The organism is Xenorhabdus vietnamensis, assembly GCF_002127535.1.
Taxonomy (GTDB): domain Bacteria; phylum Pseudomonadota; class Gammaproteobacteria; order Enterobacterales; family Enterobacteriaceae; genus Xenorhabdus; species Xenorhabdus vietnamensis.
This window is the reverse complement of record NZ_MUBJ01000018.1, coordinates 58,924-72,655: the sequence shown is the minus strand read 5'-3', so window position 1 is coordinate 72,655 and position 13,732 is coordinate 58,924. Positions and strand designations below refer to the sequence as shown.

13 protein-coding genes are annotated in these 13,732 nt (G+C 43.3%); 12 read left to right on the top strand and 1 reads right to left on the bottom strand.

Going from position 1 to position 13,732, the window contains the following annotated elements; genetic code table 11:
* Window positions 1–5 precede the first annotated feature (5 nt).
* The gene (smrB, locus tag Xvie_RS14875; protein ID WP_086110045.1) at window positions 6–548 is read right to left on the bottom strand and encodes an endonuclease SmrB; all 543 of its coding nucleotides are present in this window, start codon (window positions 546–548) and stop codon (window positions 6–8) included.
* 183 nt (window positions 549–731) lie between these two features.
* Between smrB and hutI the strand changes: the two genes are divergently transcribed.
* The 12 genes from hutI to Xvie_RS25840 all read left to right on the top strand — a co-directional run.
* Window positions 732–2,039 carry an imidazolonepropionase gene (gene hutI, locus Xvie_RS14870; RefSeq protein ID WP_086110044.1) on the top strand — a complete coding sequence of 436 codons (1,308 nt, stop codon included), beginning with the start codon at window positions 732–734 and terminating at the stop codon, window positions 2,037–2,039.
* Between the two features lie 19 nt (window positions 2,040–2,058).
* A complete protein-coding gene (gene hutG, locus Xvie_RS14865; protein ID WP_086110043.1) occupies window positions 2,059–3,018 on the top strand; it encodes a formimidoylglutamase in 960 nt (319 codons plus the stop codon).
* Window positions 3,019–3,083: 65 nt separating this feature from the next.
* A complete protein-coding gene (hutC, locus tag Xvie_RS14860; RefSeq protein ID WP_422645940.1) occupies window positions 3,084–3,815 on the top strand; it encodes a histidine utilization repressor in 732 nt (243 codons plus the stop codon).
* A 290-nt stretch (window positions 3,816–4,105) separates the two neighbouring features.
* Window positions 4,106–5,800 (top strand): urocanate hydratase, encoded by a 1,695-nt coding sequence (hutU, locus tag Xvie_RS14855; protein ID WP_167376285.1) that lies wholly within the window; start codon window positions 4,106–4,108, stop codon window positions 5,798–5,800.
* A 14-nt stretch (window positions 5,801–5,814) separates the two neighbouring features.
* Window positions 5,815–7,347 (top strand): histidine ammonia-lyase, encoded by a 1,533-nt coding sequence (hutH, locus tag Xvie_RS14850; protein WP_086110042.1) that lies wholly within the window; start codon window positions 5,815–5,817, stop codon window positions 7,345–7,347.
* A 92-nt stretch (window positions 7,348–7,439) separates the two neighbouring features.
* Window positions 7,440–8,798 (top strand): amino acid permease, encoded by a 1,359-nt coding sequence (locus tag Xvie_RS14845; protein WP_086110041.1) that lies wholly within the window; start codon window positions 7,440–7,442, stop codon window positions 8,796–8,798.
* A 243-nt stretch (window positions 8,799–9,041) separates the two neighbouring features.
* On the top strand, window positions 9,042–9,974 hold the full coding sequence (prmB, locus tag Xvie_RS14840) for a 50S ribosomal protein L3 N(5)-glutamine methyltransferase (RefSeq protein ID WP_086110040.1): 933 nt from the start codon (window positions 9,042–9,044) through the stop codon (window positions 9,972–9,974).
* Window positions 9,975–10,188: 214 nt separating this feature from the next.
* Complete coding sequence (gene aroC, locus Xvie_RS14835; RefSeq protein WP_086110039.1) at window positions 10,189–11,274, top strand: chorismate synthase; 1,086 nt, start codon at window positions 10,189–10,191, stop codon at window positions 11,272–11,274.
* 86 nt (window positions 11,275–11,360) lie between these two features.
* Window positions 11,361–12,161: a sulfite exporter TauE/SafE family protein gene (locus tag Xvie_RS14830; protein ID WP_086110038.1), complete on the top strand. Its 801-nt coding sequence runs from the start codon at window positions 11,361–11,363 to the stop codon at window positions 12,159–12,161.
* 21 nt (window positions 12,162–12,182) lie between these two features.
* Window positions 12,183–12,734: an elongation factor P hydroxylase gene (locus Xvie_RS14825; protein WP_086110037.1), complete on the top strand. Its 552-nt coding sequence runs from the start codon at window positions 12,183–12,185 to the stop codon at window positions 12,732–12,734.
* 23 nt (window positions 12,735–12,757) lie between these two features.
* On the top strand, window positions 12,758–13,033 hold the full coding sequence (locus Xvie_RS14820; RefSeq protein WP_086110036.1) for a YfcL family protein: 276 nt from the start codon (window positions 12,758–12,760) through the stop codon (window positions 13,031–13,033).
* A gap of 571 nt (window positions 13,034–13,604) precedes the next feature.
* A partial coding sequence (locus Xvie_RS25840; RefSeq protein WP_139838891.1) for an IS1 family transposase occupies window positions 13,605–13,732 on the top strand: 128 nt, incomplete at its 3' end.

The window sequence follows — 13,732 nt, the reverse complement described above, 5'->3', positions numbered from 1 at the left end:
CTAAATTAGCGCTGCGTAAACTCTTCCATCTCTACCAAAATGAGTAACGCAGCATTCCCTCCCCATTCTTTAGGGGCTTGATGGAAGGCAATAATATCAGGATGTTGGGCCAGCCATAACGGAGTTTGTTGCTTAAGAATATGCTTACCGTGACCATGCATAACGCAGGCACAATAGATGTATTCACGGCGGCAGGCAGCGATTAATGCTCCAATTTCTTGTTTAGCCTGTAGCTGAGTCAGCCCATGTAAATCCAGAAAAAGTTCAGGAGAATAATCTCCACGACGCAGTTTCTTTAATTCATAATGATTGGCACCTTCCCGAATGTAGCGGGTTGGGCCTTCCATATCCAAATTGGGCTGGAACTCATCGGAAAAATAGTAACTGGCATCGATTTGCTCTTGCATCAAGCGTTCAGGGGCAACAAGATTAATTTTGTTTCTTTTCGGGGGATGGGAAACCGTGTCTTGCACAATGCGACGGATGCCCGTAACAGACGTTCTAAATAGACTGATGTCTTCTGAGTTTAGTTGATGTTTTTTCTTCATTACATAATTAATTTATTTACAGCTTTTGGTAAGTGTACATGATTTTTTGTGATTTTTCTCGGAAGCTATTGTTTTGAGTAACAAGTTGTTCACAAAATAATTTGACAATTATGTTTGGTTATAAAATAAATGTATATACAACTTGAGGTTTGATACAAACAAGAAAAATAACAGGATGGTATAATGTCGATTGAACTAAGAGACACTGATGTCATATGGCGCAATGCCAAACTTGCCACAATGAACTCGGCAATTAAAAATATTGATGGCAGAAGTAATTACGGCATATTAGAACAGCATGATCTTATTGTAAGGGATGAAAAGATCTTGGCGATTTTGCCGACAGATAGTGTACCAGCCAACCAGTGTAAAATTATTGATGTGGAACAGCGGCTAATCACTCCTGGCTTGATCGATTGCCATACACACTTAGTTTTTGGTGGTAATAGAGCTTCTGAATGGGAACAACGTCTGAATGGAGTTTCTTATGAAGAAATCAGTGCAAAAGGCGGAGGCATTAATTCTACAGTCAATGCCACTCGTAATAGTTCAGCTCAACAATTGGAAATCGTGTCCCAGAAGCGTCTTAATGCATTGATTGCTGAAGGTGTGACAACAATTGAGATGAAGTCAGGTTATGGGTTGGATCTGGTAAATGAAGAAAAACAATTGAATATCGTGCGGGCATTGGCACAGAAAAACCCCATCGAAATTAGCCCGACATTACTTTCTGCCCATGCCGTCCCTCCTGAATATAAACATGATCCTGATGCCTATATCGATTTAGTCTGTGATTCCATCCTGCCTACTCTTTGGCAAAAACAGCTATTTGAAGCTGTAGATGTATTTTGCGAAACTGTTGGTTTCACTCTGAATCAAACCAAGCGTCTTTTTGAAACAGCAAAACGCCTGAATATTCCCGTAAAAGGTCATGTTGAGCAACTTTCCAATTTGGGAGGAAGTGAACTGGTTGCTGAATATCAAGGTTTGTCAGTTGATCATATTGAGCATTTGGATGAAAAGGGAATTGAAGCTCTCAGCCATAGTGGAACAGTAGCTGTGTTGCTGCCCGGGGCATTTTATTTCCTGAGAGAAACTAAACGTCCCCCTATTGCATTATTGCGCCAATATAGTGTCCCAATGGCTATTTCGACAGATTTCAATCCCGGTACAAGTCCTTTTGCCTCTTTGCGTCTGATCATGAATATGGCTTGTGTACAATTTGGTTTAACGCCGGAAGAAGTGTGGCAGGGAGTCACTGTTCATGCCGCTCGGGCATTGGGGCGAGCAGATAGCCATGGTCAATTGGCAGCAGGTTTTATGGCTGATTTTGTTGTTTGGGAAGCTCAGAATCCGGTTGATATATTATACGAATTAGGACATAACCCATTGGTTTATCGTGTTTATCATGGTGAAGTCATGGATCGTAATCACTTAAATCACCTTAGCGAATTAAATTATCTTAACGAACAGTCTATTTGCGATAATTAATGGTGGTGAGGAAAAAAATATGAATTTATGGCATCCGACATCAGAAAATATTTGGCAAGGGCGTAATGATCTTGCAGAAGCTGATAATGCTTTACGTGTATTCCAAACAATAAAACAGCCTGTCAGTTTCACACCCGCTGAATTTCCTCACCACATTGCGCTATTGGGATTTGAATGTGATGAAGGCGTCAAACTCAATCATGGGCGCCCGGGCGCGAAATCGGGGCCTGAATATTTGCGCCAATCGTTGGCAAACCTAGCGAGTTATGATGGTCATGATAAGTTGGTGGATTTGGGAAATATTCGCGCTAATCCCGGTGAGTTGAGTGAGGCACAAAAGGCACTCAGTGATGCTGTCTATGAATGCCAGCAGCATAATATGAAGACGCTGATTTTTGGTGGGGGACATGAAACCGCATTTGCCCATGGAATGGGGATTTACCGTGCGTTTCCAGAGCAGCGTGTTGGCATCATCAATTTTGATGCACATTTGGATCTGCGAAATGCGTCGCAGCCCACATCAGGAACCCCATTTCGGCAACTTGCCCATTACTGTCAGCAGAATCATCGCCTATTTAATTACAGTTGTGTTGGAGCCAGTTTGGCATCAAATACTCAAGCGTTGTTGGATGAAGCCAATCATCTTGATGTCACAATTATTTGGGATACTCATTGTGTTGAATCCATGTTGGATAAGGTACAGCAGCAACTGCAAGATATAATCAATCAGGTTGATATTATTTATATGACGATTGATTTGGACGTGTTGCCAATTTGGCAAATGCCAGCCGTTTCTGCCCCTGCGGCGCTGGGGGTTCCGCTGGAACGTTTATTGCCATTGGTTCAACTCATCTGTCAGAGCAGAAAATTGCAAGCCGTAGATTTGGTTGAGCTTAACCCTTTGTATGATATCCAGGGAATGGGAGGGAAAGCGGCAGCTCGCTTGGCATGGCAGTTGGTGCACTGGTGGAATGGATAGGTTGATGGGGAGAGTCAGTGGAGGAGAATAAGTGGAAGAGAGTAAAAAGTGAGAAGGAAGGGATAGTGACAGACGATTTACCTGATACATATGACAGACCAGTGCCTTTGTATGCGAAAGTTAAACAAGCGATTATTGAAAAAATCTATACGGGGGAATGGAAACCGCATGATCGGGTTCCTTCGGAAGCTGAATTAGTCAAGCGATTTAACTGTAGTCGCATGACCGCTAACAGGGCATTGAGAGAGCTAATGGCAGAAGGTTTTCTATTCCGTTTGCAAGGTGTGGGATCGTTTGTTTCTGAGCCGAAAGGGCAATCAGCTTTATTTGAGATTCACAGTATTGCAGATGAAATTACTTCTCGCTCTAACCGACATAGTTGTAAAGTGCTGAAACTCTCTGAAGTGAACGCCAATATGACTCAGGCTGTGGAATTCAATATTGCGGTAGGTACGCCTCTCTACCACTCTATCATTGTCCATTATGAAAATGATGTACCGGTGCAAATTGAGGATCGCTATGTCAATGTTCAGGCAGCACCAGAGTATATGAGGCAAGATTTTAGTCAGCAAACGGCTCATGATTACTTATCTCAGGTTGCACCATTGACAGAGGGGGAGCATGTTGTTGAAGCCGTTGCGGGAGATGCTCGTTCTTGTCGATTATTACAAATTGAAGTCAATACACCTTGTTTATTAATTAGCCGACGAACTTGGTCGAAAGAGTTTATTGTTTCCAGTGCCAAGTTATTATTTCCTGGGCATCGATATAAATTGAAAGGGCGTTTTAGTTCATAATTTGCCTATCCAACTACAAAAAACCTCTTTTTCCTTTTTGGGTAGAAGAGGTTTTTTCATCAATCATTGTGATAATAATGTAAATCAAATGTGATATTAAACACAAAACCAGCAAAAACATTTCCCTATGTATCACGGAATAAATCAATATCATTCCATTGATTTTTATCATAAATAGCATTGTGCTCCGTATTATCAACTTTATCTCCGTCACATTTTTGCCTATTGAATATACATGTATATACAACTATACAATTAACAAAATTCATAAAGGTGAAATAGGAAAAACCGTGACGATACAAAATAATAAATTCAGCAACGTAACCATTCGCTCTCCCAGAGGGACGCAACTCACAGCAAAAAGTTGGTTGACCGAAGCACCACTTCGTATGCTCATGAATAACCTTGATCCTGATGTGGCAGAAAATCCCTGCGAATTGGTCGTTTATGGCGGGATTGGTCGTGCCGCCAGAAACTGGGCTTGCTATGAAAGAATCGTTGAAACTCTGAAAAATCTGGAAAATGATGAAACCTTGCTGGTGCAATCAGGTAAGCCCGTGGGAGTGTTTAAAACTCATGAAAATGCTCCGCGAGTATTAATTGCAAACTCAAATCTGGTTCCACATTGGGCGACGTGGGAACATTTTAATGAATTGGATGCCAAGGGATTGGCAATGTATGGTCAGATGACCGCCGGTAGTTGGATATACATCGGTAGTCAGGGCATTGTTCAGGGTACTTATGAAACTTTTGTGGAAGCAGGGCGTCAACATTACAACGGTAATTTAGCCGGACGTTGGGTATTGACGGCGGGTTTGGGAGGGATGGGAGGAGCCCAGCCATTGGCTGCAACATTGGCAGGCACGTCTTCATTGACTATCGAGTGCCAGCAAAGCCGCATTGATTTTCGTCTGCGTACCAAATATGTGGATGAGCAGGCAGTTGATTTGGATGATGCTTTGGCGCGTATTAAACGTTATACCCAAGAAGGCAAAGCAGTATCCATAGCATTGTGCGGTAATGCTGCTGAGATTTTGCCTGAGTTGGTTCGCCGTGGTGTGCGTCCTGATATGGTGACTGACCAAACCAGCGCCCATGATCCATTACATGGCTATTTGCCCGCTGGTTGGACATGGGAAGAGTATTGCCGCCGTGCCGAAAGTGAACCAGAAGTTGTGATTCAAGCGGCAAAAGCTTCAATGGCTGTACATGTTGAAGCCATGCTGGCTTTCCAAAAGCAGGGAATACCTACATTCGATTATGGTAATAACATCCGCCAAATGGCGAAAGAATCAGGTGTTGAACATGCCTTTGATTTTCCTGGATTTGTTCCTGCCTACATTCGCCCTCTGTTCTGCCGTGGTATCGGGCCTTTCCGTTGGTCAGCACTCTCTGGTGATCCTGAGGATATTTATAAAACTGATGCCAAAGTAAAAGAGCTCTTGCCGAATGACACCCATTTACACCGTTGGTTGGATATGGCGAGAGAACGCATCAGCTTCCAAGGGCTGCCCGCACGTATTTGCTGGGTGGGTTTGGGAGATCGTGCCAAATTAGGGTTGGCATTCAATGAAATGGTTCGCAGCGGGGAACTTTCAGCACCTATCGTAATTGGCCGTGACCATTTGGATTCCGGATCTGTCGCCAGCCCCAATCGTGAAACTGAATCCATGCAAGATGGTTCTGATGCTGTTTCTGATTGGCCATTATTGAATGCCTTGCTGAATACCGCCAGTGGCGCGACATGGGTTTCCTTGCATCATGGTGGTGGCGTTGGTATGGGATTCTCTCAACACTCTGGCATGGTCATTGTTTGTGATGGAACTGATGAAGCCGCAGAACGTATTGCCCGTGTATTACACAATGATCCAGCAACGGGAGTGATGCGCCATGCTGATGCGGGTTATGAGATAGCTATCCAGTGTGCGAAAGAGCAGGGGCTAAACCTGCCAATGTTAAACCAGCCAGTGACTGATACAAAATAAGGAGCGTTGTCGAAATGAAAAATATTACTATTCATCCAGGAAAAATGACGCTTGAAGAATTACGCCATGTTTATCAGCACTCTGTTCACATTAGTTTGGACGAACAATGCTTCCCTGCCATAGAGAACAGTGTCGCTTGTGTGAATCGCATCATCAGTGAAAACAGAACGGCTTATGGTATCAATACAGGTTTTGGCTTGCTGGCGAATACCCGTATTGCAGAACAGGATTTGGAAGAATTGCAGCGTTCCATTGTGTTGTCACATGCTGCGGGAGTTGGTGAGCCTCTGTCGGATGAAATTGTCCGACTGATTATGGTGTTGAAAATCAATAGCCTTGCCCGTGGTTATTCCGGCATTCGTCTGGAAGTGATTCAGGGATTGATTACCTTAGTTAACGCTGAAGTTTATCCCTGTATTCCAAGCAAAGGTTCAGTGGGGGCCTCCGGTGACTTGGCGCCATTGGCGCACATGAGCCTGTTATTGCTGGGAGAGGGGAAAGCTCGCTACCGTGGTGAATGGTTGCCGGCAAAAGTCGCACTGGAAAAAGCAGGACTCAAGCCAATTTGCCTTGTAGCAAAAGAAGGATTGGCGCTGCTCAACGGTACACAAACTTCCACAGCCTTTGCTTTGAAAGGACTTTTTGCCGCAGAAGATTTGCTTGCATCAGCTATTGTTTGTGGTGCCTTGTCTGTTGAAGCCGCGCTGGGCTCCCGTAAACCATTTGATGCCCGTATCCATGATGCGCGCGGTCAAAAAGGCCAAATTGATGTGGCAGCCCTTTACCGTTTGGTATTGGAAGAACAGAGTGGAATTTCTGATTCTCACAAAAACTGCCCGAAAGTTCAGGATCCTTATTCATTGCGCTGTCAGCCACAAGTGATGGGTGCTTGTTTAACCCAAATCCGCCATGCTGCTGACGTGATTATGGTTGAAGCCAATGCAGTTTCAGATAATCCGCTGGTATTTGCTGAAGAAGATGAAGTGATTTCTGGTGGTAACTTCCACGCTGAGCCCGTCGCTATGGCATCAGATAATCTGGCCATCGCTTTGGCTGAAATTGGCTCATTGTCAGAACGCCGCATTGCCTTGCTGATGGACAGTAATATGTCTCAGTTGCCACCATTCCTGGTCGAAAACAGTGGTGTGAACTCCGGTTTCATGATTGCACAGGTAACTGCGGCGGCTCTGGCAAGTGAAAACAAAGCGTTGGCGCATCCTTCCAGTGTTGATAGTCTGCCAACTTCTGCCAATCAGGAAGATCACGTTTCAATGGCACCTGCCGCAGGTCGTCGTCTGTGGGAAATGGCAGATAACGTGCGTGGAATTTTAGCCATTGAATGGTTGACGGCATGTCAGGGTATGGATTTCCGTCATGGCTTGCAGAGTAGCCTGATTTTGGAAAAAGCCCGCCATATCCTCCGTGATAAAGTCGCACATTATGATAAAGATCGCTTTTTCGCACCGGATATTGAGGAAGCAATCCAGTTGTTGGCTGAGCAGCAACTTTCTGCATTGTTGCCTGTTGGCAAGATCTTAGAAAACTAAGTACAAACACATCGTCTTAGGCCGGATAGTATCCGGCCTTATCGTAGTATTTATCTCTTCCAATCTAATAATAAAAGACACAAGGATAAATCATGCAAAACATCTCACAACTCAAGCGAGGGTTAAGCGTTCGCCACATTCGATTTATGGCTCTGGGATCGGCAATTGGCACAGGTCTTTTCTACGGTTCAGCGGAAGCCATTAAAGCTGCGGGGCCAGCGGTATTGTTGGCTTATGCCATAGGTGGCGTGGCAGTATTCATGGTCATGCGGGCATTGGGGGAAATGGCGGTACATCGTTCTGCACCGGGATCTTTCTCTTATTATGCCACTCACTACTTAGGGCCACTGGCGGGTTTTCTGACCGGATGGACTTACGTTTTTGAAATGTTAGTTGTTTGTCTGGCTGACGTAACTGCATTCGGCATCTATATGAAGCTCTGGTTTCCCCATGTTGAACAGTGGATTTGGGTACTTAGCATTGTCTTTTTCATTGGGGCAATAAACCTATGTAACGTCAAAGTTTTTGGTGAAATGGAATTTTGGCTTTCTATCATTAAGGTTGCAGCAATTATTGCCATGATTGTTGGCGGTTTTGCCATAATGATGTATGGATTTGGTCAGGAAGCGGGCCATGTCACTGGCCTATCTAATTTATGGGAACATGGTGGGTTCATGCCCAATGGCGTAGCGGGAGTAATAGCCTCGTTTACGGTCGTTATGTTTGCCTTTGGTGGCATTGAAGTCATTGGTATCACAGCCAGTGAAGCTAAAAATCCGGAAAAATCCATCCCACGCGCAATCAATGCTGTTCCGCTCCGTATTTTACTGTTCTATGTTCTTACACTGTTTGTTTTGATGTGCATTTATCCGTGGAATCAAGTGGGACAAAATGGCAGTCCATTTGTTCAGATATTCTCTAGCTTGGGACTTGATTCAGCAGCCAATATTTTGAATATTGTCGTGATCACCGCTGCAATTTCTGCGATCAACAGTGATATTTTTGGCGCTGGGCGGATGATGTATGGCATGGCGCAGGAAAAACAGGCTCCAGCTACTTTTACACAATTGACTAAAAGCGGAGTACCGTGGGTCACAGTGCTGGTAATGTCAGGGATCTTGTTGATAGGTGTTGTTTTAAATTATTTTCTGCCAGAAAAAGTTTTCGTCATCATTGCTTCTATCGCGACATTTGCCACCGTTTGGGTGTGGCTGATGATTTTGCTGTCACAATATATCATGCGTCGTAAAATGCCGGCAGAAGAAGTCAAACAGCTTAAATTCCCAGTTCCTTTTTGGCCTGTTGCACCGACTCTGGCCATAGCTTTTATGGTATTTGTTATTGGTATATTAGGCTATTTCCCCAATACCCGAATTGCATTGTATGTTGGGGTTGTATGGATAGCATTGTTGACCATAAGCTATTATTTGTGGGTGAAAAAGGCTAAATAACCAGCAAATTATCTAAAAATGCCATTCCGTTTATATAGGGTGGCATTTTATTTAAGAATCTATTCCTTGTTAATCTTGCTTTTTTGACCTGATCTTTTCTTAACACGATTTTTTATCCTAATGTTATCTTTTCCTCCGAATACCATCGATCCCTGAGATAATTCGCATGTCCAGAAAGCTGATTTGTGTCAGGGAACATGGCAAACTAGCGCGTTAATATATTTTATTATTTGGAGGTGGTTTTTGGATAAGATTTTTGTAGATGAGGCTGTTGCAGAGTTACAGACCATTCAGGATATGCTGCGTTGGTCTACCAGCCGCTTTAATGCCGCCAATATCTATTATGGGCATGGAACGGATAATCCATGGGATGAGGCTTTGCAATTAGTTCTTCCCACTTTGTATCTGCCTCTGGATATTCCCGAAACAATGATGGCATCGCGCTTAACATCAACAGAGCGCCATCGCATTGTTGAGCGTGTTTTGCGTCGCATCAATGAGCGTATTCCAGTCGCTTACCTGACAAATCGTGCCTGGTTCTGTGGTCACGAATTTTATGTTGATGAACGGGTTTTGGTTCCTCGCTCACCGATTGGCGAATTGATTAACAACCAATTTGAAGGATTGGTTTCATACGAACCATCGACTATTTTGGATCTTTGCACAGGAAGTGGTTGTATTGCGATTGCTTGTGCTCATGCATTTCCTGAAGCTGAAGTGGATGCAGTTGATATTTCAGCTGATGCACTGGCGATCACCGAGCAGAATATCGAGAATCACGGGCTTTCCCATCGCGTTATTCCGATTCGTTCTGATCTATTCCGTGATATGCCACCAATGAAATATGATCTCATTGTCACCAATCCTCCATATGTGGATGAAGAAGACATGAACGATCTGCCGGACGAATTCCATTGTGAACCTGAATTGGGATTAGCTGCGGGAATTGATGGATTGCAATTGGCTAGTCGTATTCTGGCGACAGCATCTGATTTTCTGACGGAAAACGGAGTACTTATTTGTGAGGTCGGTAATACTATGGTGCATCTGATTGGGAAATATCCAGAAGTGCCGTTTACATGGTTGGAGTTCGAACATGGTGGTGATGGTGTTTTCATGTTGACCCGCCAGCAACTGGTTGAGTATCACGAATATTTCCAACAGTTCAAAGATTAAATATTTTTAATGGCACTCGATGGTTAAAACAAACACTGTATGAAATTATATCTAATAAATTGCAAATCATAGCCTGACCAATAACGTTGTGGTTTGAAATATGGTGGATATAAAGGCAAATAAAATTGCTGAAATAAGATAGGTTTTAATCATTGGGTGAGTTATTGTTATTCGATCTCATTTTTAACGCATAAATAATGATGGCAGGGTAAGAATGGCAGGAAATAGTATTGGGCAGTTTTTTCGTGTCACCACATTTGGTGAATCTCACGGAATTGCTCTGGGATGTATTGTCGATGGTGTTCCACCAGGCATTGCTATTACAGAGGCTGATTTACAAATCGATTTGGACAGGCGTCGTCCGGGAACGTCCCGTTATACGACACAGCGTCGTGAGCCAGATCAAGTGCGTATCCTCTCTGGTGTTTTTGATGGAGTGACAACAGGCACCAGTATCGGCCTGATGATTGAAAACACCGATCAGCGTTCCCAAGATTACAGTGCGATTAAAGATGTTTTCCGCCCAGGCCATGCTGACTATACCTACGAACAGAAATACGGATTGCGTGATTATCGTGGCGGCGGACGTTCATCAGCCCGTGAAACCGCCATGCGCGTTGCAGCAGGGGCGATTGCTAAAAAATACCTATCTGAAAAACACGGTATTCTTATCCGTGCCTGCCTGACCCAAATGGGCGAGATTCATTGTGAACTGAAAGATTGGGATCTTGTTGAACAGAACCCCTTTTTCTGCCCCGATGCCAGTAAGCTGACACAGCTTGATGAACTGCTTCGGGCATTGAAAAAAGAAGGTGATTCCATTGGCGCGAGAGTCAGTGTAGTTGCTGAAAACGTACCAGCGGGATTGGGTGAACCGGTGTTTGACCGTTTGGATGCAGATATTGCTCATGCCTTGATGAGTATTAACGCGGTAAAAGGCGTTGAAATCGGTGACGGTTTCGGTGTTGTAAACTTACGAGGCAGCGAAAACCGCGATGAAATTACAACTGAGGGATTTACCAGTAATCATGCTGGCGGCATTTTAGGCGGGATCAGCAGTAGTCAGCCGATTGTTGCACATATTGCCCTGAAACCGACATCCAGCATTATGGTGCCAGGTAAAACAATCAATCGCCAGGGAGAAGAAGTGGATATGGTAACTCGTGGCCGACACGATCCTTGTGTTGGTATTCGTGCAATACCTATCGCAGAAGCAATGATGGCAATTGTACTGATGGATCACTTACTGCGCCAACGGGCTCAATGTGCCGATGTGACGCCACCACTTCCACGTTGGTAGTTCAGGAAGAGGCTCCTGATATAAACCTCGGCAGGTGCTGAAAAGCATTGTGATAATAGGCAAGCAGTTTTCTGGTGAAATGTATAATGGAATGGACATTGTTAGGGCCGGAAATTTACGGTTTCCTCTTTTTGGTTGCGATAGTTGCGGGATTTATCGATTCTATTGCAGGGGGCGGTGGGTTATTGACCATTCCTGCCCTGCTATCAGCAGGGGTTTCTCCTGTTCAGACACTGGCAACAAATAAATTACAGGCTGTAGGCAGCTCTTTATCTGCCAGTCTTTATTTTATCCGCCGCGGTATAGTGGATTTACGTTCACAGCGTTTTGCGATTGTCATGACGATTATGGGTGCCATGTTGGGAGCTTTGCTGGTTCAATTTGTGTCACCGGATTTTCTGAAATATTTATTGCCGGCGCTGGTAATAATTATCGGTCTTTATTTTCTATTGGTGCCGAATATTGGAGCAGAAGATCGGCAGCGTCGTCTTGGTCCAATTGCATTTGGTTGTCTCGCCGGGAGTGGGATTGGCTTTTACGATGGCGTGTTTGGGCCGGGAACGGGATCTTTTTTCGCACTCTCTTATGTCATGCTTTGTGGCTACAATTTGGCAAAAGCAACGGCCCATGCCAAGGTACTGAACTTTGCATCTAATATCGGTGCCTTGGGGTTCTTTATTCTTGGTGGGCAGGTCTTATGGCTGGTAGGTTTTGTGATGTTGATAGGCCAAATGATTGGTGCGAGGTTAGGCGCTGGTTTGGTGCTGAGCAGAGGGCAGAAACTTATTCGTCCAATGCTGGTGACTATTTCTTTTTTGATGAGTATCAAACTTCTTTATGACCATTATGGAGATATTATCCGTTCTTGGTTGGCATTTTATTTTTGATTTAGGATTCTGCATTAATACATGACTGCATATCATTATCAACAACTGATTGAAATTTTTGATAATTGCTTTAGTAATGACTATAACACCCGTTTGATAAAAGGTGATGATGAGCCGATTTATCTACCTGCAGATGGTGAAGTGAATTATAACCAAATAGTGTTTGCTCATGGCTTTTATGCCAGTGGATTGCATGAAATTTCTCATTGGTGCATTGCGGGAGAAGAACGCCGCAAACGGGTTGATTTCGGTTACTGGTATTGCCCTGATGGGCGTGATGCTCAAACTCAGGGAGAGTTTGAAAAAGTGGAGGTTAAACCTCAGTCTTTGGAATGGTTATTCTGTGTAGCAGCGGGGTTTCCCTTTAATGTCAGTTGTGACAATCTCGAAGGCGATTTTGAGCCGGATCGTCTTGCTTTTCAGCGGAAAGTGCATAAGCAAGTAATACAATACCTCGAAAATGGGATGCCTACACGAGCTGCACGCTTTATTCACGGCCTGCAATCGTTCTACAATACGCCTCCACTAAAAGCAGAGCATTTTCCTTATCCGGAAGATCTCTTTGCTAATTGAAATTGATTTTGAGGAAAAAAATAATGCTCGCAGAGTTTGAAACACGCATTCTGGCGCAAATTGATGATATGGTTGAACATGCCAGTGATGACGAATTATTTGCTGGTGGATACCTCCGCGGGCATCTGACATTAGCTGTTGCTGAATTAGAACAAGAAGGGGCAAACACTGTTGAGCAGCTTCATCAACGTGTTGAAGAAAGTGTCCACAAAGCGATTAAAGTGGGAGAATTGGCTCCACCAGATCAGGTTTTGGTTTTGGCAACTTGGCAAAAACTGTTGGATAGTGCAAAAAATTAACTCATTGATACGCAATTATTTCTATTTAGGGCTATTTTATGTAGCCCTTTATTTTTCTGGTTGAACAGAGCAATCATCTATTCACGATTACAAAAAAATTCGTATTGGCTCTCAATAATGGAAATAAATCGCAATATTCTCATATTTATTGTTTTTTTATAATGAATATAAAGTAAAGTAGGTTATTAAATTAATAGTGTTATTTTTAATTACTATTATTTTAAAATGAATATGTAATTAATGGAACGTCTGATGATTAAAAAATGTAGAAATGATAGAGTTGGTGGAAGAATATGGTAGGGAGTACATTTTTTTACATTCTGAGGTAACTTAAATACCTAGATAAGATGTTGTTATAAATGTGTGATTAGTGCAGTTGAAAGGGATACTATCAGGAAATAGTACTATGAAGCAGGAAATATATTCTGTTAAAAGTGAATACGGACATTATACTGAGAATAATAAGATACTATTGTTACCTGATTTGATAAATTTTAGTTACTTAAGATATTCTGGTCATGACGTCAATTTATTGAATCTTGTATAGTATGCCTATTTGGAGAAGATTCAGATGGCAAAGATTGATGTAACCTGCCCATCTTGTTGTGCAATTAAAGGAATTCATCGTAATGGGCGATCTCGTTCTGGTCATCAACGTTACCTTTGCCAATCCTGCCGTCACTCTTGGCAACTTGAATT